The following is a 19,667-nucleotide window of genomic DNA, read 5'->3' on the forward strand; positions in this document are numbered from 1 at the left end:
GCCATGCTCTACGCCGACGGGCTGAACCGCTTCGACGACGGCCCGAACCGCGACACGCGCGGCACCCTGCGCACCCAGACCGGCTACGTCGGCGTCCGCGGCCTCGTGATGTCGAACTGGACCACCCAGCTGCGCTATTCACGCAGCGAGGACTACACGCGCGCGATCGTGGCCGCGCCTTTCAACCTGCCGGGCCTGTTCGAGACCGTCCAGGACCAGTACCTCTGGCAGAACGACATCGTGACACCGATCGGCACCGTGGTCGCCGGGCTCGAGCGCCGCGAGCAGGACGTGAGGAGCGACACCCGCTACACCGTGACCGACCGCGCCATCGATTCGGGCTTCGTCGGCCTCAACGGCAATTCGGGCGCCCACAGCTGGCAGCTCGACGCGCGGCACGACAGCAATTCGCAGTTCGGCGACAGCAACACCTGGTTCGCCGGCTATGCCTACCGCATCACGCCGAACTGGCGCGTCAACGTGTCGCAGGGCACCAGCTTCACGGCGCCCTCGTTCAACCAGCTCTACTTCCCGGCCTTCGGCAATCCGGCGCTGCAGCCGGAGGAGGGCAAGAACACCGACCTCGGGATCACCTGGACCCAGGGCGCCCACACGGTCAAGCTGGTGGGCTACGACAACAAGATCCAGGGCTTCATCACCAACACGACGCTGCCGCAGAACATTCCGCGCGCGCGCATCGAGGGCGGGACGCTGAGCTACGACGGGCAGTTCGGCGACCTGGGCCTGCACGCGAGCTACGACTCGCTCGACCCGCGCAACGAGGGCACCGGCAAGCAGTTGCCGCGCCGGGCGAGGAACCAGGCGTCGCTGGGCGTCGACTACGCGGTCGGCGCCTGGAAGTTCGGCGGATCGGCGCTCAACGTGGGCAGCCGCTTTGACGATGCGGCGAACACGCGCACACTCGGCAGCTACACCACGGTCGATCTCTATGTGGACTATCGCTTTGCCAAGGACTGGTCGGTCCAGGCCCGGGTCACGAACCTGACCGACGAGCAGTATGAAACCGCGTTTGGCTACAACCAGCAAGGGCGCGCTGCGTACCTGACCGTCCGGTGGCAGCCGAAATGAGCATGGCCCGCCGCGAACTGATCCTCGGCGGTCAGAAGAGCGGCAAATCGCGCCGCGGCGAGCAACTCGCCGCGGCGTGGCTCGCCCGCTCGCCCGCGCATCGCGCGGTGCTGATCGCGACCGCGCAGGCCCTGGACGCGGAGATGCAGGCGCGCATCGCCAGGCACCGCGACGACCGCGCGGTGCGGGTGCCGGCGATGACCACGGTCGAGGAGCCGCTGGCGCTGGCGCAGGCGATCCGCGACCACGGCGCTCCCGGCACGCTGGTGCTGGTCGACTGTCTCACCCTGTGGCTCACCAACCTCATGGCGCCCCCCGGACCACCGCCTGCGAGCCTGGGCGCCGACCGCGCGATCGCCGAACTGCTGGGCGCGATCGCCGACGCGCCCGGTCCGCTGGTGCTGGTCGGCAACGAGATCGGGCTGGGCGTGATCCCGCTGGGCCGGGAGGTGCGCCGGTTCGTCGATGCGCTCGGCGGCCTCAACCAGCAGGTCGCCGCAGCCTGCGAGCGTGTCACGCTGATGGCGGCCGGACTGCCGCTGACCTTGAAGGAGCTTGCATGAAGATGTTTGCGCGGCTGGCCTGCGCCGCCCTGTGCTGGTTGGGCGTGGCGGCCCAGGCCGTGGTCGTGACCGACGAACGGGGCGTCCCGGTGGACCTGCCGCGGCCGCCGCAGCGCATCGTGAGCCTGCTGCCTTCGCTGACGGAGGCCGTCTGCACGCTGGGCGCCTGCGACCGGCTGATCGGCGTCGACCGCTATTCCAATTGGCCTGCGCCGGTACGGGCATTGCCGCAAGTCGGCGGCGGGCTGGACCCGAACGTGGAGGCGATCGTCGCGCTCAAGCCCGACCTGGTGCTGCTGTCGAGGTCGTCCCGGGTCACCGAGCGGCTCGAGGGCCTCGGGCTCCGGGTGCTGGTGCTCGAGCCGAAGAACCATGCGGACGTGCGCCGCGTGCTCGACGCACTGGGCCGGGTGCTGGACGTGGACGACGCGCAGGCGGTGTGGCGCGCGATCGACGCCAGCGTCTCGGCGGCGGCGCAGTCGCTGCCCGCGCGCGTGGCGCGCACGCGCGTGTATTTCGAGGTCAACAGCGCGCCCTATGCGGCGGGCGAAGTCTCCTTCATCGGCGAGACGCTCGCGCGGCTCGGCGTGAAGAACATCGTGCCGGCCGCGCTCGGCCCGTTTCCGAAGCTCAACCCCGAGTTCGTGGTCCGGGCCAATCCCGACCTGATCATGGTCGGCGAACGCAGCGCGCAGGGGCTGGAGCAGCGGCCGGGCTGGGGCGCCATCCGGGCGGTGCGCGAAGGCCGCATCTGCCGTTTCAGCGCTGCCGAGTCGGACGTGCTGGTGCGTCCCGGGCCGCGCATGGGCGAAGCCGCGCGGCTGATGGCGCAGTGCCTGCAGGAGAAGGCGCGGTGACGGGTTCCCGCGCGCATGCGACGCGAGGCTGCCGGTGAAGAGCCAGCACCGCCGCGCACTGGCGCTGGGCATCGCCCTCGTCATCCTGGCGCTGCTGCTGCTGCTGCTCGGCGCGGGCGTCGGCAGCACCGGCTTCGAGAACATGCTGGCGGCAGGACACGATCCGGTGGCGCTGCAGATCGTCTGGGACATCCGCCTGCCGCGCACGCTGGGCGCCTGGCTTGCCGGCGCACTGCTGGGCCTGGCGGGCGCGGTGGCGCAGGGGCTGTTCCGCAATCCGCTGGCCGACCCGTACCTGCTGGGCAGCGCGTCCGGGGCCTCGCTCGGCGTCGCCCTGGCGCTGTCGCTGTTCGGACTCTCGCCGGTCAGCACCCAATGGGTGGTGCGGCTCGGCCTCACGGGGGCGGCCTTCCTCGGCGCCGTGCTCGCGGTGATGCTGACGCTGCTGCTGGCGCGCGGCGTGCAGCAGACGCTCAGGCTGCTGCTCGCCGGCGTGATCGTCGGCGTGGTGCTGGGCGCGGCCAAGGACCTGCTCACGATCGCCTCGGCCGACATCCTGCAGGCCATCCAGGGCTTCATGCTCGGCAGCACCGGCCTGGTCGGCTGGAGCGCCTGTGCCGTGATGGGCGGCCTGGGTGCGCTGTGCCTGCTGCTGGCCTGGGCGCTGGCGCCGGTGCTCGACGGGCTGGCGCTCGGCGAAGCCACGGCCGCCAGCCTCGGGCTGCCGCTGGGCGCGATGCGCGCCGCGCTGGTCGCGGTGCTGGCGCTGGCCACCGGCACGGCCGTGGCGCAGACCGGGCTGATCGCCTTCGTCGGCCTGGCGGCGCCGCACCTGGTGCGCTCGGTCGTGAAGACCACGCACGCACGACTCATCGTCCTGTCGGCCGCCATGGGCGGCTTGCTGCTGATGGCCGCCGACCTGCTCGCGCGCTGGCTGGTCGCGCCGCTAGAGCTGCCGGTCGGCGTGCTGACCGCGGTGCTCGGCGGCAGCTACCTGCTGTGGCTGATGCACCGGCGCAGCGCGCGGGGGGGCCTGTGAGCGCGCCGGTCGTCATTCACGGGCCCGCGCTGGAGGCGCGCGGCATCACGGCCAGGCTGGGCCAGGCCGAGGTGCTGCACGGCATCGACCTGTCGCTGGCGGGCGGTCGCTGGACCAGCATCGTGGGACCGAACGGCGCCGGCAAGTCGACCCTGCTCAAGGTGCTGGCGGGCCTGCTGGCGCATGGCGGCGAACTCAGCGCGCTCGGCCGGCCGCTGGCGGATTGGTCGGGGCGCGCGCGCGCGCAGCGCTTGTCCTGGCTCGGCCAGGGCGGCGCGGGCGAGGGCAGCGCGGACGACCTGCTGGTGCACGACGTCGCAATGCTCGGCCGCCTGCCGCACCAGCGCTGGCTGGCGGCCCCCAGCGAGGCCGACCGCGCGGCGGTCGAGCGGGCGCTGCGCAGCACCCAGGCCTGGGAATGGCGCGAGCGGCCGCTCGGCCAGCTCTCGGGCGGCGAACGCCAGCGCGTCTTGCTGGCGCGCGCGCTGGCGGTCGAGGCCGAACTGCTGCTGATGGACGAGCCGCTGGCCAACCTCGATCCGCCGCACCAGGCCGACTGGATGCAGACCGTGCGCGCGCTGGTGGCCGCTGGCCGGACGGTGGTCAGCGTGCTGCACGAGCTCAACGCCGCGCTGTGCGCCGATGCGATGGTCGTGATGGCACAGGGCCGCGTGTTGCACCATGGCGCCTGCGACGATCCGGCCACCCACCTTGCGCTGGAAGCGGTGTTCGACCGGCGCGTGGTCGTTCATCGCGTGGAAGGCCGGTGGCTGGCTGTCATGCACTAGACAAACAAAGCTCAATCAGGAACCCCATGCAGATCGAAACACCCCCCACCGAAAAGCCCTACGAGAAGCCCGAAGGCGAGCGCCGCGGCCTTGTGATCGTCAACACCGGCGACGGCAAGGGCAAGAGCACGGCCGCCTTCGGCCTGGCACTGCGGGCCCATGGCCGAGGCAAGCCGGTGAAGATCTTCCAGTTCATGAAGGTGCCGAGCGCGCGCTTCGGCGAGCACCGCATGTTCGAACAGATCGGGATTCCGATCGAGGGCCTGGGCGACGGCTTCAGCTGGAAGACCCAGGATCTCGAACGCTCCGCGCAGCTGGCCCGCGATGGCTGGGAGAGGGCCCGATCGGCGATCCTCTCGGGCGAGCACTTCCTGGTCGTGCTCGACGAGATCACCTACCCGCTCATCTACGGCTGGCTGCCGCTCGAAGGCGTGCTCGAGACCTTGCGCGCACGGCCGAAGGAGGTGCACGTGGTCTTGACCGGCCGGCGCTGCCCGCCCGAGATCGTCGAGCTGGCCGACACGGTGACCGAGATGCAGATGATCAAGCACGCGTTCAAGGCCGGCATTCCGGCGCAGCGCGGCATAGAAGATTGAGCTCGCCCCCAGGTTGCCCGGCACTGCGTGTCCGGGCGCCCACCCCCTGCCGGGGGCAACACCTTCGGCCCGGCGAAGCCGGTTCCGCGGTGTCTCACGAACGGGCCTGGCTGCGCCGGCCGGGGGCGGGGAGATATGGGTGAAGACATGGCGGTGCTGAGTTCTGTGGGTGCCCTTTGGCTCGCGCTGGCCATCGACCGGTGGGTCGGGGAGCCGCCTGCGCGCTGGCACCCGGTGGTCTGGATGGGGCGCTACCTGGGTGGGGTCGGACGGCGTATCGCGCCGCCCGCGGGCATGCCGGCGCGCAAATTCGCGTCCATGGCCGGCGGCGCGATCGGGTGGTGTGTGGGCGCGTCATTGGTTGCGGCCGCTGCCTGCGCAGTGGCGGCAGGCGTGAGCCGCCTGCCGATCTGGGCCGGGGTGCTGCTCGCGGGCGTCGCCCTCAAGCCGCTGCTGGCCTGGCGCATGCTTCGCGACGAGGTGCTGGCGGTCGAAGCGGCGCTGGGACGCTCGCTCGATGAAGGCCGCGTGCAGCTGGGCAGGCTGGTGAGCCGTGACGTGACTTCGCTGAGCGCCGCCGAGGTGCGCGAAAGCGCCATCGAGTCGCTGGCCGAGAACCTCAACGATTCGCTGGTCGCGCCGCTGTTCTGGTTCGTCCTGTTCGGCCTGCCGGGCGCGGCGGTCTATCGGTTCGCCAACACGGCGGATGCGATGTGGGGCTACCGCGGCGAGCGCGAGGGGCGGCAGTGGGAATGGGCCGGCAAATGGGCCGCGCGCGCCGACGACCTGCTGTCCTGGCTGCCGGCCCGCCTGACGGCACTGTTCCTGTGGTCCTGCGCGCGTTCCCGCCCGGCAAGCGCAGGGGGGAGGGCCCTCTTCCGCGAAGCGCGCCGAACCCCGTCGCCCAACAGCGGCTGGCCGATGGCCGCGATGGCGCTGCAGCTGGGCGTCCGGCTGGCCAAGCCCGGCGTCTATGTGCTCAACGCAGAAGGCCGTGGCGCCTCGGCCGACGATACGGCGAAAGCGGTGCAACTCGCAGCGCGTGTGGTGGTCGTCGCCGGCCTGTGCGCAACGGCAGCAAGCGCCTGCCTTTTACTGATGGGAGGGGCATGAAGGCCTCCGAAATGTTCGAACTCATGCACGGCGGACCCGATGCCCAGGGCGCGGTGCCGCACGACTTCTCGACCAACGGCAATGCCTGCGGACCGTGTCCCTCCGCGCTGCAGGCGTTGCAGGCGGCGGACGCCAGCCGCTATCCCGATCCGCACTACCTGAGGCTGCGCGAGCGGCTGGCCCGCCTTCACGGCGTCGAGGTCTGCCGCATCGTGATCGCCGCGAGCGCCAGCGAATTCATCGGCCGAGTCACGGCCGCCGTGTCGCAGGGCGGGGGCGGGCGGGTCCGGGTCCCGCGGCACGGCTATGGCGACTACCTCCGGGCCGCCAAGGCCTGGCACTTCGAGATCGCGACGGCGGACGGCGCGGCCGATCTGGTCTGGTGCTGTGACCCCGGCAGCCCGCTGGGCCAGCCGCAGGAGGACCTGATGAGCCGGGTCGGCCCGTTGAGCGGGGGCGCCACCTGCGTGCTCGATCTCGCCTACGAACCGCTGCGCCTCGAGGGCGCGCTGGCCTTGAGCGACGCGCAACGCGACAGCGCCTGGCAGCTCTGGACGCCCAACAAGGCGCTCGGCCTGACCGGTGTGCGAGCGGGCTATGCGATCGCGCCCCTGGGGGCGCAGGACATGGCCGCGCGTCTGGTGCGCCTCGCGCCTTCCTGGCCGTTGGGCGCCCACGGCGTGGCGCTGCTCGAGGCCTGGGCCGGCGAGCCGGCGCAGCACTGGCTGGCCGAGAGCCTGCCCACGCTCCGGGCCTGGAAGGCCGAGCAGCACGCGCTGTGCGAATCGCTGGGCTGGCGCTGTTTCCCCAGCGTCGCCAACTTCTTCTGTGCCGAACCGGATGCGGTCTACACCGCCGGGCGCGCCGCCGCCCTGCGCCAGGCCGGTATCCAGTTGCGCGACACGGCCTCGTTCGGGCTTCCCGGGCATCTGCGGCTCGGCGTGCTGCCGCCCGCCAGCCAGCAGGCGCTGCAGCGCGCGTGGATCGCGGCGCGCCCCTGAATCAGAGCCGCTGCAGCTGCGGGTGCTTGGCGAACAGCTCCGCCGCCCAGTCGACGAAGGCCCGCACCTTGGCGCTCAGGTGGCGGTTCGGCGGATACACGACGTGCACCGGCAGCGGCGGCCGGGTCCAGTCCGGCAGGATCTGCACCAGCTCGCCGCTCGCGAGGTAGGGCTCGGCCATGTAGGTGATGACCTGCGACAGCCCGAAGCCGCCGAGCACCGCCGTCATGTGGGCATTGCTGTCGTTGACCGAGACGCGGTAGGGCCCCGCGATCTCGAGCTGCTCCTCGCCGCGGTGGAACTCGTGGGGGTAAATGCGGCGCGTGCTGCCCGAGAAGAAGCTCACCACCAGGTGGCGCTTCTCGATGTCCGACGGATGCTGCGGCGCGCCGTAGCGCTTCAGGTAGGCCGGCGAGGCCACGGTGATCCAGGGCAGGTTGCCGATGCGCCGCGCCACCAGCGACTGGTCGGTGAGGTCGCCGCCGCGAATCACGCAGTCGACGTTGTCGGTGATCAGGTCGACCGTGCGGTCGCTGACGCCGACGTCGACCTGGATGTCGGGATAGCGGTCACAGAAAGTCGAGAGCGCGGGCAGGATCACCAGCCGGGCCATCGACGAGCCGACATCGATGCGCAGTCGCCCCGTGGGATTGGCCTGCGCATTGGTCATGCTGGCCTCGATGTCGTCGAAATCGTTGAGCAGCCGCGCCGTGCGCTCGTAATAGGCGGCGCCGTCCGGCGTGACGGTGACGCGCCGCGTCGTGCGGTTCAGCAGCTTCACGTGCAGGCGCGACTCCAGCGCCTGGATCTGCTTGGTGACCGTGCCCTTGGGCAGGCCGAGCGAGTCTGCGGCGCGGGTGAACGTGCCTGCTTCGACGACACGGACAAAGATCCGCATGCCCTGGATCTGATCCATCTGTGCTGCTCCTGGGGGGTGGCTGGGGGGCCGGGGGAGCGGAATTCTCACACGGCGCCTGTATGCGATTGTTAGCCGATTGGAAACAGAGTGGGGGAAGGTGCCCTGTTGGAGCGACAAGGCACGGCCTTATATTTCAGTCATCGTTCAACCCACCGAGCCTGCCATGCCCACCCGTCCCGTCCTGTCAGCCGCTGATGCCGCCCCGGCCGCCGCGCGCGGCACAGAAACCGACATCCGGATCGAGCTGCCGGACCGCGAGCCGGTGCAGGCCCGCCTGTATGGCGAGCGTTCGCGGGGTGCCACGGTGCCCCTGGTGCTGCATTTCCATGGCGGCACCTTCGTCTGCGGCGACCTCGACAACGGCCGCAGCGTCGCCCGCCTGCTGGCGGGTGCCGGCGCCGTGGTGGTCTCGCTCGACTATCCGCTGGCGCCCAAGGCACCGTTCCCGGAGCCGATCGAGGTCGGCTACGCGGCCCTCGAGTGGCTCTACAAGCAGCGCGTGAAGCTGGCGGGAAAGGGAGCCCGCGTGTTCCTGGCGGGCGAGGAGGCCGGCGGCAACCTGGCCGCCGCGGTGGCGCTGATGGCGCGCGATCGTGCGCATCCGCCGCTGGCCGGCCAGATCCTGCTGTCGCCGATGCTCGACCCCTGCGCCGGCACCGCGTCGCTGCGCAAGGCCTCGGGCGATGCCACGCAGTGCAAGTGGGCCTCGGGCTGGCAGGAGTACCTGCGCCGGCCGATGAACGCCACGCATCCCTATGCGGTGCCCGGCGGGTCGCTGCGGCTGGCCGAGGTGGCGCCGACGCTGGTGCTGGTCGGCCAGGACGACCCAATGCGCGACGAGGCGCTGAACTTCGCGCGCCGCCTCGGCGAGGCCGGCATCCTGGTGACCAGCAGTGTGCTGCCCGGCGCTGCGAACTGGCCCGCGGCGCTCTACGAGCCGGAAGGTTCGGGCTGCGCCGCCTGCGAGGCGGTGGTGCAGAAGCACTTCCGCGACTTCTTCAGCGCGGCCCCACCGCCGCACTGAGCGACGGCGCACGGCGGCCGTGCGCTGACTGACGGTTCCGTTCGCGCGGAGCCCTTCCCAACACCGAGGTGACGGCACCTCGACCCGAACGGCGACTGCCCCGCCGCGGGGTGCCGTGCGCCCTGCAACAACTGCTGCTTCCCGCTGTCCTGCGCCACCCGCGCGGGAGGGCGTCGTGTTTTCCCAAGAGTCACCAAAAGGACCACCATCATGTCGAACCCTCAACACTCCTCCCCGGCCCGCCGCGGCCTCTGGCCCGCGGTGACCGGCGTCACGGCCCTGGTGGCGATCGCCTCCGCGGCGCTCGGCTTCCACAGCCTCAATGCCGAGGCGAACGATGTCACGACCGTCGCGGCGCCGCGCGCGACACCGGTCTCGGTGGCCACGGTGGTCGCGACCGACATCAACACCTGGGACGAGTTCTCGGGCCGGCTCGAGGCGGTCGAGCGGGTCGACGTGCGTTCGCGCGTGGCCGGCGCGGTGCAGGCCGTGCACTTCCGCGAGGGTTCCCTGGTGAAGCAGGGCGAACTGCTGATCACCATCGATCCGGCACCGTACGCGGCCGAAGTGGAACGCGCCGAGGCGCAGGTCGCCTCGGCCCAGGCCCGGGTCTCGTTCACCCGCAGCGAGCAGGAGCGGGCCCGCCGCCTGTGGGAGGAGAAGGCCATCGCCCAGCGCGAGCTCGACGAGCGCAGCAACGCCGGCCGCGAGGCCGAGGCCAACCTGCGCGCCGCGCAGGCCTCGCTGCAGAGCGCGCGCCTGAACCTGGGCTACACGCAGGTGCGCGCCCCGGTGTCGGGGCGCACCGGCAAGCTCGAGGTGACTGCGGGCAACCTGGTGGCCGCCGGCCCCGGCGCGCCGGTGCTCACGACGCTGGTCTCGGTCAGCCCGATCTATGCGAGCTTCGATGCCGACGAGCAGATCGTGGTGCGGGCCTTGAAGGACCTGCCGGGCGGTGCCAGCGCACGCGGCCGCATCGAAGGCATCCCGGTGCAGATGGGGACCGCCGGCAGCGACGGCACGCCCTACCAGGGCCGCCTGCAGCTGATCGACAACCAGGTCGACGCCAAGAGCGGCACGGTGCGCGTGCGCGCGGCCTTCGACAACGCCGACGGCAGCCTGATCCCGGGCCAGTTCGCCCGTATCCGCATGGGCCAGGCGCGCGACGAAGCGGCCTTGCTGGTGAACGAGCGCGCGGTCGGCACCGACCAGAACAAGAAGTTCGTGCTGGTGGTCGGCGAGGACAACAAGGCCGAGTACCGCGAAGTGGCGCTCGGCGCGCCGGTCAACGGTCTGCGCGTCGTCTCCAGGGGCCTGAAGGCCGGTGAGCGCGTGGTCGTCAACGGCCTGCAGCACATCCGTCCGGGCGCGCTGGTGGCGCCGCAGGCCGTGACCATGGACGCGAAGTCCGAAGTTCAACCGCAAGCCCAGCACGTGGCGGACGCGAAGTCCTGATCCCGGCTCGGGGGAAACTCTCATGAACCTTTCCAAGTTCTTCATCGACCGGCCGATCTTTGCCGGCGTGCTGTCGGTGCTGATGCTGATCGCGGGCCTGATCGCGCTGCGCGGCCTGCCGATCTCCGAGTACCCCGAGGTGGTGCCGCCCTCGGTCGTGGTGCGGGCCAACTATCCCGGCGCCAATCCGAAGGTCATCGCCGAGACCGTGGCGACCCCGCTCGAGGAGTCGATCAACGGCGTCGAGGGCATGCTCTACATGGGCAGCCAGGCGACCACCGACGGCCTGATGACGCTGACCGTGACCTTCAAGCTCGGCACCGATCCGGACAAGGCCCAGCAGCTGGTGCAGAACCGCGTCTCGCAGGCCGAGCCGCGGCTGCCCGAGGAGGTGCGCCGACTCGGCATCACGACCATCAAGAGCTCGCCCGACCTGACGATGGTGGTGCACCTGCTGTCGCCCAACGGCCGCTACGACATGACCTACCTGCGCAACTACGCGGTGCTCAACGTCAAGGACCGGCTGGCGCGCGTGCAGGGCGTGGGCGACGTGCAGCTGTTCGGATCGGGCGACTACTCGATGCGGGTCTGGCTCGATCCGCAGAAGGTGGCGCAGCGCGGCCTCTCGGCCAGCGACGTGGTGCGCGCGATCCGCGAGCAGAACGTGCAGGCGGCGGCCGGCGTGGTCGGCGCCTCGCCGGGCCTCTCGGGCGTCGACATGCAGATCTCGATTAACGCCCAGGGCCGGCTGCAGACCGAGGACGAATTCGGCGACATCATCGTGAAGACCGGCGGCGACGGTGCCGTGACCCGCTTGCGCGACGTCGCGCGGCTCGAACTCGGCGCCTCGAGCTATGCGCTGCGCTCGCTGCTGGACAACAAGGACGCGGTGGCGGTGCCGATCTTCGCGGCGCCGGGCTCGAACGCGATCCAGATCTCGAACGACGTGCGCGCCACCATGGCCGAGCTCAAGAAGAACATGCCCGACGGCGTGGACTACAGCATCGTCTACGACCCGACCCAGTTCGTGCGCGCCTCGATCGAATCGGTGATCCACACGCTGCTGGAGGCCATTGCGCTGGTGGTGCTGGTCGTGATCCTGTTCCTGCAGACCTGGCGCGCCTCGATCATCCCGCTGCTGGCGGTGCCGATCTCGGTCATCGGCACCTTCGCGGTGATGCACCTGTTCGGTTTCTCGATCAATGCGCTGAGCCTGTTCGGGCTGGTGCTGGCGATCGGCATCGTGGTCGACGACGCGATCGTGGTGGTCGAGAACGTCGAGCGCAACATCGAGGCCGGCCTGACGCCGCGCGAGGCCACCTACCGCGCGATGCGCGAGGTGTCGGGGCCGATCATCGCCATCGCGCTGGTGCTGGTGGCGGTGTTCGTGCCGCTGGCCTTCATCAGCGGCCTCACGGGACAGTTCTACAAGCAGTTCGCGCTGACCATCGCGATCTCGACCGTGATCTCTGCGATCAACTCGCTGACCCTGTCGCCCGCGCTCGCCGCCTTGCTGCTGCGCGGCCACGATGCGCCCAAGGACGCGCTGACGCGCGGCATGGACCGGGTCTTCGGCCGCTTCTTCCGCGCCTTCAATCGCGTGTTCCATCGCGGCGCGGAGGGCTACAGCCGCGGCGTCAAGGGCGCCATCTCGCGCAAGGCGCTGATGATGGCGATCTACCTGGCGCTGGTGGGCCTGACCTTCGGCCTGTTCAAGGCGGTGCCCGGCGGCTTCGTGCCGGCGCAGGACAAGCAGTACCTGATCGGCTTCGCACAGCTGCCCGACGGCGCCACGCTGGACCGTACCGAAGAGGTGACGCGGCGCATGAACGACATCGTCCTGAAGCAGCCCGGCGTCGAGCATGCGATCACCTTCCCGGGACTGTCGATCAACGGCTTCACCAACAGCTCGAACTCCGGCATCGTGTTCGTGAGCCTGAAGGACTTCGACCAGCGCAAGTCGGCGAACCTGAGCGCCGGCGCGATCGCGGGCCAGCTCAACCAGCAGTTCGCCGGCATCCAGGACGCCTTCATCGCGATCTTCCCGCCGCCGCCGGTGCAGGGCCTCGGCACCACGGGCGGCTTCAAGCTGCAGCTCGAGGACCGCGGCTCGCTCGGCTACGCGGCGATGGACGGCGCGGTCAAGGCCTTCATGGCGAAGGCCTACCAGACGCCCGAGCTCGCGGGCATGTTCACCAGCTGGCAGGTCAACGTGCCGCAGCTCTATGCCGACATCGACCGCACCAAGGCGCGCCAGCTCGGCGTGTCCGTGACCGACGTGTTCGACACCATGCAGATCTACCTCGGCAGCCTCTACGCGAACGACTTCAACCGCTTCGGCCGCACCTACAGCGTGCGCGTCCAGGCCGATGCGCCCTACCGTGCGCGGGCCGAGGACGTCGGCCTGCTCAAGGTGCGCTCGGCCAGCGGCGAGATGGTGCCGCTGTCGGCGCTGATGAACATCCAGCCCAGCTACGGGCCGGAGCGCGCGATGCGCTACAACGGATTCCTCGCGGCCGACATCAACGGCGGCCCGGCGCCGGGCTTCTCGTCGGGCCAGGCGCAGGCGGCGATCGAGCGCATCGCGGCCGAGACGCTGCCGCCGGGCATCGGCTTCGAATGGACCGAGCTGACCTACCAGGAAATCCTGGCCGGCAATTCGGCGCTGTGGGTGTTCCCGCTCGCCATCCTGCTGGTGTTCCTGGTGCTGGCGGCGCAGTACGAGAGCCTGACCTTGCCGGTCGCGATCATCCTGATCGTGCCGATGGGGATCCTGGCTGCGATGACGGGCGTGTGGCTGTCGGGCGGCGACAACAACGTCTTCACGCAGATCGGGTTGATGGTGCTGGTCGGGCTGTCGGCCAAGAACGCGATCCTGATCGTCGAGTTCGCGCGCGAGCTGGAGTTCGCCGGGCGCACGCCGCTGCAGGCGGCGATCGAGGCCAGCCGGCTGCGCCTGCGGCCGATCCTGATGACCTCGATGGCCTTCGTGATGGGCGTGCTGCCGCTGGTGCTGTCGACCGGCGCCGGGGCCGAGATGCGCAAGGCGATGGGCATCGCGGTGTTCTCCGGAATGATCGGCGTGACCGCGTTCGGCCTGTTCCTGACGCCGGTGTTCTACGTGCTGCTGCGGCGCCTGACGGGCAACCGCCCACTCAAGCTGCATGGCGAGGTGCCGCATCTCGATGCCTTCGTGTCGGCCGACCAGCCCGCGCGCGGCGGTGGCGCAAGCGCCGGACTGCACCCGTCGCCCGCGGCGCCGCTGCGCGACAACGAGTAGGCGCCATGGCGTCTTCCCCCAGAAAGTTCATCATGAATCCAAGACTTGAAACCCGAGGCCGGCCATGGCGCGCCGCGTGGCTGCCCTTGTTCGCCGCACTGGTGCTGGCCGGCTGCGCGACGGCGCCGGCCGAGCTGCCGTCCTTCACGCCGCCTGCGCAATTCAAGGAGCAGGCGGCGGCCGCCCCGGAAGGTGCCTGGACCCGCGTGCAGCCCGCCGAGGCGCAGCCGCGCGGCGAATGGTGGCGCGCCTTCGACGACCCGGTGCTCGACCGGCTGATCGAACGCGCGGATGCCCGCAACACCAGCATCCAGGCCGCGGCGGCCCGGCTGGCCGAGGCCCGGGCGCTGGCCCGCGACAAGGACGCCGACCGCGCACCGCAGATCGGGCTGGCCGCCGGCGGCGTGCGCAGCGCCGGCCTGAACCGCAATCCGACTCCGCGGCCCTCGACGCTGGTCACTGCCGGCTTCGACTTCTCCTACGAGCTGGACCTGTTCGGCAAGCTGTCGCGCGCCAGCGAGGCGGCGCAGCTCGACGCCGATTCGCGCGCCGGCCTGCTGCAGAGCACTCGGCTGCTGGTGCAGGCCGAAGTGGCGCAGACCTACCTGGCGCTGCGCGCGATCGATGCCGAGCGCGCGCTGGTGCGCGACACGGTCGAGGCCTACCGCGACACGCTGCGCCTGACGCAGAGCCGCGAGCGGGCAGGGGACGTGGCCGAACTCGACGTCGTCCGGGTGGAGACCGAGGTGGCCTCCAACGAGTCCGATGCCATGACGCTCGACCGGCGCCGGGCCGAGCTCGAGCATGCGCTGGCCGTGCTGGCCGGCGACCTTGCCTCCGACTTCGGCGTCGGCACGGACGAGTGGGCGACCGCGCTGCCCACCATTCCGCCGGGCGTGCCGGCCACCGTGCTGACGCGGCGGCCCGACATCTCGGCGGCCCAGCAGGCCGTGCTGGCGGCGCAGGCGCGAGTCGGTGTCGCGCAGGCGGCGTGGTTCCCGGACATTGCGATCACCGGCGGCGCCGGCTACGCGTCCGCGGACATCGCCGACCTGCTGAAGTGGTCGGCCCGCTCCTGGGGCATCGGCGCCTTGCTCGCGCTGCCGGTCTTCGACGGCGGCCGACGCGAAGCCGGCGTGCAAGGCGCATCGGCGTTGCTCGACGGCGCCCTGGCCAACTATCGGGCGCAGGTGCTGGCGGCGTTCCGGGAGGTCGAGGATCAGCTGTCGTCGCTGCGCATCCTCGAGCAGCAGTCGGGCGTGCAGGCCAAGGCGGTGGCTTCGGCGATCCGCGCGACCACGCTGTCGGATTCGCGCTACCGCAACGGCATGATCAGCCAGCTCGACCTGCTCGATGCCCGCCGCAGCGAACTGCAGAACCGGCGGCAGGCCCTGCAGGTGCGCGCGGCCCAGTACCAGGCGACGGTGGGACTGATCCGCGCCCTGGGCGGAAGCTGGGAGACTCAGGTGGCGCAGGCCGCGCCGCCGGGCGAGGCGAAGGCGCAGATGGCGGCGCGCTGAACCTGGCGCTCACATGCGGCTCTCCGGTGCCGAGGCCGGATCCACCAGCTTGCGCAGCGCGTTGGCCCCCATGACGAGCGCGCTCGAATAAGTGGCTTGCGGCGCCGCGGCCGTGAAGATGCGGCTGTAGTGGATCGCCTCGGCGGCGTCGCTGTGGAGGGCTTCCAGGATGACCCAGAAGAACTGATGGGTGCCGCGCTCTTCGACCGTGAGCGCGATATCGCGTAGTGCTGGCATTCGCCGGAGTCCTCGTTCTCGTGGATGCCTCGAAGCTAAGGGCGAAACAAGTGAATGCTTTCGACTTCGTTTGAGAGCGCACGCCCGAACGTGACAGAGTTCACGTAAAGCACAATCTCTCCATGATTTCAAACATGCAAGGCGGCCGGGCCCGCTGCGTCATGGTGCTGGGCACCACCAGCGGCGCGGGCAAGAGCTGGCTGGCGACCGCGCTGTGCCGCTGGTTCGCGCGCCAGGGGCTGCGGGTGGCGCCGTTCAAGGCGCAGAACATGAGCAACAACGCGCGCGTGGTGGCGGGCGGCGAGATCGGCAGCGCCCAGTACTTCCAGGCCCTGGCGGCGCGTGCCGAGCCCGACGTGCGCATGAACCCGCTGCTGCTCAAGCCCGAGCGCGACACGCACAGCCAGGTGGTGCTGATGGGGCAGGTGAGCAGCGCGCTCTCGGCGCTGCCCTGGCGCGGGCGCAGCGAGCGGGTCTGGCCGCAGATCGCGCAGGCGCTCGACGAACTGCGCGCCGAGAACGACGTGGTGGTGATCGAGGGTGCCGGCTCGCCGGCCGAGATCAACCTGATGGCCAGCGACATCGTCAATCTGCGCGTGGCGCGCCATGCCGCGGCGCGCTGCCTGCTGGTGACCGACATCGACCGCGGCGGCGCCTTCGCGCACCTCTATGGCACCTGGGCCCTGATGCCGGAAGAAGACCGCGCGCTGCTCGCCGGCTTCGTCCTCAACATGTTCCGCGGCGACGCGGCGCTGCTTGCGCCGGCGCCGCAGCAGCTCGAGGCACTGACCGGCGTGCCCACGGTCGCGACCTTGCCGATGTGGTGGCAGCACGGGCTGCCCGAGGAGGACGGCGTGTTCGACGACCGCAGCAGGTCCAGCGGGGAGGTCACCCGCACCATCGCCGTGATCGCCTATCCCCGGATCAGCAACCTCGACGAATTCCAGCCGCTGAAGAACATCGCCGGCGTGCGCCTGCGCTGGGCGCGCAGCCCGGCCGACGTGGCGGACGCGGACTGGATCGTGCTGCCCGGCTCGAAGAACACCAGCGGCGACCTGGCCTGGCTCAGGGGCCAGGGCCTGGACCGCGCGGTGGCCGCGCATGCGGCGCGCGGCGGGGCGGTGCTGGGTGTCTGCGGCGGGCTGCAGATGCTGGGCGAGGCGCTGATCGACCCGTACGGCGTCGATGGCAACGGACCGGGCCTGGGCCTGCTGCCGGTGGTCACCACGTTTGCGCAGGACAAGACGGTGCGCCAGCGCGAGGCGGCGTTCGGCACCCTGGCCGGCCCCTGGGCCGCGCTCTCGGGCGTCGCGGTGCGCGGCTACGAGATCCATCACGGCCAGACGGCCGAGCATCCCGCCATGGCCGCAAGCGGCGACCACGCCGTGGCCGTGATGCCCGACGGACTCGCCTGGCAGAACGGTGCCGGCAACGTGCTCGGGCTCTACCTGCACGGCCTGTTCGAGGATCCGGCGGCGCTGAACGCGCTCTTCGGCGTGGCTGCGCGCACACTCGACGCCGTGTTCGACGGCCTGGCCGACCACATCGATTCCCACTTTGAAGCGGGCGTGCTGCGCTCCTTGATCTAATGACGCTAGAAATTTCCCCCATCGACGACCTCGACGACCCGGCATTCGCCGCACGACTGCAGCAGCGGCTCGACGGCAAGACCAAGCCGGTCGGCGCCCTCGGCCGGCTGGAAGCGCTGGCCTTGCGGCTCGGCTGCATTCTCGGCAGCGAGACGCCGTCACTGGCGGCGCCGCAGATGCTGGTCTGCGCCGCCGACCACGGCCTGGCCGCACGCGGCGTCTCGGCCTACCCGAGCGACGTGACCTGGCAGATGGTGCAGAACTTCCTCGCCGGCGGCGCGGCCGTCAGCGTACTGGCGCGGCAGCACGGACTGGCGCTGTCCGTGGTGGATTGCGGCGTGCGCCATGACTTCGCACCGACCGAGGGGCTCCTGATCCGCAAGATCGCGGCCGGCACCGCGGACGCCTCGATCGGCCCGGCCATGAGTTCGGCGCAGTGCGAGCAGGCCATCGCCAACGGCATGGCGGTGGTGCGCGCGCTGCCGGGCAATGCGCTGCTGCTCGGCGAGATGGGCATCGGCAATTCGTCCGCGGCATCGATGCTGCTGGCACGGCTCGCGAGCCAGGACATCGACACCTGCACCGGGTCCGGCACCGGCCTCGATGCCGCCGGCCGGGCCCGCAAGCGCGAGGTGCTGCGCGGCGTGCTCGACCTGCATGCCGACGCCACCGCCCCGCTGGACGCACTGGCGGCCTTCGGCGGCTTCGAGATCGCGACGCTGGTCGGCGCGGTGCTGCAGGCCGCGCACGAGCGCCGCGTGATCGTGGTCGACGGCTTCATCGCCAGCGCCGCCGTGCTGGTCGCGGCGGCGCTGCGGCCGCAGGTCGTGCAGCGCTGCGTGGCGGCGCACGAATCGGCCGAGCCCGGCCATCGCCTGCTGCTCGATCACCTGCGGCTCGAACCGCTGCTGCGGCTCGACCTGCGGCTGGGCGAAGGCTCGGGCGCGGCGCTGGCCTGGCCGCTGCTCGAGTCGGCGTGCCGCATCCTGCGCGAGATGGCCAGCTTCGAGTCGGCGGGGGTTTCGGGGCGGGACGGATCGTGAACGGCGTGCGCCACTTCCTGCTGGCGCTGCAGTTCTTCACGCGGGTCCCGGTCACGGGCGGGCTGGCCGGCTGGGTCGGGTTCAGTCCGGCGATGCTGCGCGCCAGCGCGGCGCATTTTCCCGGCATCGGCTGGCTGGTCGGCGCGGTCGGGGCGGGTGTCTTCCTGGTGGCTCAGGCGGGCCTTCCGGGCCTGGCCGGCGCTTGCGTGGCGGCGCTGCTGTCGACCATCGCGACCGTGCTGCTGACCGGTGCTTTCCATGAGGACGGGCTGGCCGACGTGGCGGACGGGCTGGGCGGGTCGGCCGACCTGTCGCGCGCGCTCGAGATCATGAAGGACTCGCGCATCGGGGCCTTCGGAGCGATCGCGCTGGTGCTGGCGCTGGGCCTCAAGGTGGCGCTGTTGGCGGCGCTGGCGGGGCAGGGCGCGCTCGGCGCGGCGCTGGCGCTGGCGAGCGCCCACGTGCTGTCGCGGCTCGCGCCCTTGTTCCTGATCCGCGGGCTGCCCTATGTCGGCGACGCGAATGGCGCGAGCAAGGCCAAGCCCCTGGCCGATGCGATCAGCGGCGGTGCCTTGCTGGTCGGCGCCGCCTGGTCGGTCCCGGCCATCCTGCTGCTGTTCCTCGCCCATGGCATGGCGCACGGCTTCGCCGCCGTCGGCCTGTGCGCCGTGGCCGCGCTGTACATGGCGCACCTGTTCCGGCGCCGGCTGCACGGCTTCACCGGCGATGGCCTGGGCGCGACGCAGCAGGTCTGCGAGCTCGCCATCTATTTCGCACTGGTCTGGCAGCCATGAAGCTGCTGTTGATCCGGCACGCGAAGACGACCGCTGCCGACGGTCTCTGCTACGGCCGCACCGATGTGCCCGTGCTTGCCGAGCTGACGCACGCGGCGGCCCTGCAGGTGGCCGCCGGGTTGCCGGCCGGCGCCGTGATGGCCTGCTCGCCGCTGAGTCGCTGCCGCGACCTGGCGCAGGCCATCTGCGCACTGCGGCCCGACCTGCGCGCGGTGCCCGATCCGCGGCTCGCCGAGATGGACCTCGGCGCCTGGGAAGAACGCGACTGGGCCGCGATCGAGCGCGCCGAACTCGAGGCCTGGAGCCGCGACTTCGCCGACACGCGCGCGGGCGGCAGCGGCGAGAGCACGCGCCAGTTCATGCAGCGGGTGGCCGGCGCCTTCGACGCCTGGCGCGACGGCGCAGGCGACGCGGTCTGGGTCACCCATGCCGGCGTGATCCGCGCGGTGCGGCTGCTGCACGGCGGCATGCGATGCGTCGAACGCGCCGACCAGTGGCCGGGCGAGCCGATCGCCTTCGGCGCGCTGGTCACGTTCGAGATCTGATCGACGCTCTCAGGCCGGCGCCGGGCCGCCAGCGCGGCGAAGTCCGCGCTTCGCGCTGACGGGCGGCCTGCTGACTCCCCCTCGGGGGGCAGCGACCCACACGAAGTGGGGGAGCGTGGGGGCCATCCAGGCCGGCGCCGGGCCGCCCCAAGGCGGCCTGCGGCCCCCTCGGGGGGCAGCGACCCACACGAAGTGGGGGAGCGTGGGGGCCATCC

General features: G+C 71.3%; 18 protein-coding genes. 16 read left to right on the forward strand and 2 right to left on the reverse strand.

Translation table 11 applies throughout. From position 1 onward, the window contains the following. The 8 genes from AC1D2K_RS10185 to AC1D2K_RS10220 form a co-directional block, all read left to right on the forward strand. Window positions 1-1,089: TonB-dependent receptor domain-containing protein (locus tag AC1D2K_RS10185; protein WP_478088500.1), on the forward strand; the 1,089-nt coding region annotated here is incomplete at its 5' end. Next, window positions 1,086-1,652 (forward strand): bifunctional adenosylcobinamide kinase/adenosylcobinamide-phosphate guanylyltransferase, encoded by a 567-nt coding sequence (locus AC1D2K_RS10190; RefSeq protein WP_478088502.1) that lies wholly within the window; start codon window positions 1,086-1,088, stop codon window positions 1,650-1,652. The genes AC1D2K_RS10185 and AC1D2K_RS10190, both read left to right, overlap by 4 nt. 2 nt (window positions 1,653-1,654) lie before the next feature. Then, window positions 1,655-2,509: an ABC transporter substrate-binding protein gene (locus AC1D2K_RS10195; RefSeq protein WP_478088534.1), complete on the forward strand. Its 855-nt coding sequence runs from the start codon at window positions 1,655-1,657 to the stop codon at window positions 2,507-2,509. A 34-nt stretch (window positions 2,510-2,543) separates the two neighbouring features. Continuing rightward, on the forward strand, window positions 2,544-3,548 hold the full coding sequence (locus AC1D2K_RS10200) for a FecCD family ABC transporter permease (RefSeq protein ID WP_478088504.1): 1,005 nt from the start codon (window positions 2,544-2,546) through the stop codon (window positions 3,546-3,548). Further along, complete coding sequence (locus AC1D2K_RS10205) at window positions 3,545-4,336, forward strand: ABC transporter ATP-binding protein (protein ID WP_478088506.1); 792 nt, start codon at window positions 3,545-3,547, stop codon at window positions 4,334-4,336. Before AC1D2K_RS10200 ends, AC1D2K_RS10205 begins: the two co-directional genes overlap by 4 nt. Before the next feature lie 26 nt (window positions 4,337-4,362). Beyond that, entirely contained in the window at window positions 4,363-4,932 is a 570-nt protein-coding gene (gene cobO / locus AC1D2K_RS10210; RefSeq protein WP_478088509.1) for a cob(I)yrinic acid a,c-diamide adenosyltransferase, read from the forward strand. A 147-nt stretch (window positions 4,933-5,079) separates the two neighbouring features. Then, window positions 5,080-6,045 (forward strand): adenosylcobinamide-phosphate synthase CbiB, encoded by a 966-nt coding sequence (gene cbiB, locus AC1D2K_RS10215; RefSeq protein WP_478088537.1) that lies wholly within the window; start codon window positions 5,080-5,082, stop codon window positions 6,043-6,045. Continuing rightward, on the forward strand, window positions 6,042-7,046 hold the full coding sequence (locus tag AC1D2K_RS10220; protein ID WP_478088512.1) for an aminotransferase class I/II-fold pyridoxal phosphate-dependent enzyme: 1,005 nt from the start codon (window positions 6,042-6,044) through the stop codon (window positions 7,044-7,046). Before cbiB ends, AC1D2K_RS10220 begins: the two co-directional genes overlap by 4 nt. 1 nt (window position 7,047) lies before the next feature. On the opposite strand, the gene AC1D2K_RS10225 is transcribed toward AC1D2K_RS10220, so the two are convergent. Continuing rightward, entirely contained in the window at window positions 7,048-7,962 is a 915-nt protein-coding gene (locus AC1D2K_RS10225; protein ID WP_478088514.1) for a LysR family transcriptional regulator, read from the reverse strand. A 166-nt stretch (window positions 7,963-8,128) separates the two neighbouring features. Here AC1D2K_RS10225 and AC1D2K_RS10230 point away from each other — a divergent pair, with 166 nt between their 5' ends. From AC1D2K_RS10230 to AC1D2K_RS10245, 4 genes are all read left to right on the forward strand, one after another. Then, on the forward strand, window positions 8,129-8,989 hold the full coding sequence (locus AC1D2K_RS10230; RefSeq protein WP_478088517.1) for an alpha/beta hydrolase: 861 nt from the start codon (window positions 8,129-8,131) through the stop codon (window positions 8,987-8,989). A gap of 210 nt (window positions 8,990-9,199) precedes the next feature. Beyond that, window positions 9,200-10,444: an efflux RND transporter periplasmic adaptor subunit gene (locus AC1D2K_RS10235; RefSeq protein WP_478088519.1), complete on the forward strand. Its 1,245-nt coding sequence runs from the start codon at window positions 9,200-9,202 to the stop codon at window positions 10,442-10,444. A gap of 22 nt (window positions 10,445-10,466) precedes the next feature. Beyond that, window positions 10,467-13,724 (forward strand): efflux RND transporter permease subunit, encoded by a 3,258-nt coding sequence (locus AC1D2K_RS10240; protein ID WP_478088522.1) that lies wholly within the window; start codon window positions 10,467-10,469, stop codon window positions 13,722-13,724. A 32-nt stretch (window positions 13,725-13,756) separates the two neighbouring features. Continuing rightward, window positions 13,757-15,244 (forward strand): efflux transporter outer membrane subunit, encoded by a 1,488-nt coding sequence (locus tag AC1D2K_RS10245; RefSeq protein ID WP_478088524.1) that lies wholly within the window; start codon window positions 13,757-13,759, stop codon window positions 15,242-15,244. A gap of 9 nt (window positions 15,245-15,253) precedes the next feature. On the opposite strand, the gene AC1D2K_RS10250 is transcribed toward AC1D2K_RS10245, so the two are convergent. Next, the gene (locus AC1D2K_RS10250; RefSeq protein ID WP_478088525.1) at window positions 15,254-15,481 is read right to left on the reverse strand and encodes a hypothetical protein; all 228 of its coding nucleotides are present in this window, start codon (window positions 15,479-15,481) and stop codon (window positions 15,254-15,256) included. Between the two features lie 134 nt (window positions 15,482-15,615). Between AC1D2K_RS10250 and AC1D2K_RS10255 the strand changes: the two genes are divergently transcribed. Genes AC1D2K_RS10255 through AC1D2K_RS10270 form a run of 4 tightly spaced genes read left to right on the forward strand, consistent with a single transcriptional unit; the run spans window position 15,616 to window position 19,452 of the window. Next, entirely contained in the window at window positions 15,616-17,070 is a 1,455-nt protein-coding gene (locus AC1D2K_RS10255) for a cobyric acid synthase (protein ID WP_478088540.1), read from the forward strand. Beyond that, window positions 17,070-18,113, forward strand: a complete 1,044-nt coding sequence (cobT, locus tag AC1D2K_RS10260; protein ID WP_478088527.1) for a nicotinate-nucleotide--dimethylbenzimidazole phosphoribosyltransferase — start codon at window positions 17,070-17,072, stop codon at window positions 18,111-18,113. The genes AC1D2K_RS10255 and cobT overlap by 1 nt, the downstream gene beginning before the upstream one ends. Then, window positions 18,110-18,907: an adenosylcobinamide-GDP ribazoletransferase gene (locus tag AC1D2K_RS10265; protein WP_478088529.1), complete on the forward strand. Its 798-nt coding sequence runs from the start codon at window positions 18,110-18,112 to the stop codon at window positions 18,905-18,907. The genes cobT and AC1D2K_RS10265 overlap by 4 nt, the downstream gene beginning before the upstream one ends. After that, window positions 18,904-19,452, forward strand: coding sequence for a histidine phosphatase family protein (locus tag AC1D2K_RS10270; protein ID WP_478088532.1), 549 nt, complete (start codon window positions 18,904-18,906; stop codon window positions 19,450-19,452). The genes AC1D2K_RS10265 and AC1D2K_RS10270 overlap by 4 nt, the downstream gene beginning before the upstream one ends. The last annotated feature ends 215 nt before the right edge of the window (window positions 19,453-19,667 follow it).

The organism is Variovorax sp. P1_H12_2, assembly GCF_056405335.1.

Coding starts and splice junctions, on each gene's coding strand:
- AC1D2K_RS10190 (WP_478088502.1), top strand. CDS start 1,086: ATGAGCATGGCCCGCCGCGAACTGATCCTCGGCGGTCAGAAGAGCGGC.
- cobO (WP_478088509.1), top strand. CDS start 4,363: ATGCAGATCGAAACACCCCCCACCGAAAAGCCCTACGAGAAGCCCGAA.
- AC1D2K_RS10235 (WP_478088519.1), top strand. CDS start 9,200: ATGTCGAACCCTCAACACTCCTCCCCGGCCCGCCGCGGCCTCTGGCCC.
- AC1D2K_RS10230 (WP_478088517.1), top strand. CDS start 8,129: ATGCCCACCCGTCCCGTCCTGTCAGCCGCTGATGCCGCCCCGGCCGCC.
- AC1D2K_RS10225 (WP_478088514.1), bottom strand. CDS start 7,962: ATGGATCAGATCCAGGGCATGCGGATCTTTGTCCGTGTCGTCGAAGCA.
- AC1D2K_RS10195 (WP_478088534.1), top strand. CDS start 1,655: ATGTTTGCGCGGCTGGCCTGCGCCGCCCTGTGCTGGTTGGGCGTGGCG.
- AC1D2K_RS10255 (WP_478088540.1), top strand. CDS start 15,616: ATGCAAGGCGGCCGGGCCCGCTGCGTCATGGTGCTGGGCACCACCAGC.
- AC1D2K_RS10240 (WP_478088522.1), top strand. CDS start 10,467: ATGAACCTTTCCAAGTTCTTCATCGACCGGCCGATCTTTGCCGGCGTG.
- AC1D2K_RS10250 (WP_478088525.1), bottom strand. CDS start 15,481: ATGCCAGCACTACGCGATATCGCGCTCACGGTCGAAGAGCGCGGCACC.
- cbiB (WP_478088537.1), top strand. CDS start 5,080: ATGGCGGTGCTGAGTTCTGTGGGTGCCCTTTGGCTCGCGCTGGCCATC.
- AC1D2K_RS10270 (WP_478088532.1), top strand. CDS start 18,904: ATGAAGCTGCTGTTGATCCGGCACGCGAAGACGACCGCTGCCGACGGT.
- AC1D2K_RS10220 (WP_478088512.1), top strand. CDS start 6,042: ATGAAGGCCTCCGAAATGTTCGAACTCATGCACGGCGGACCCGATGCC.
- cobT (WP_478088527.1), top strand. CDS start 17,070: ATGACGCTAGAAATTTCCCCCATCGACGACCTCGACGACCCGGCATTC.
- AC1D2K_RS10245 (WP_478088524.1), top strand. CDS start 13,757: ATGAATCCAAGACTTGAAACCCGAGGCCGGCCATGGCGCGCCGCGTGG.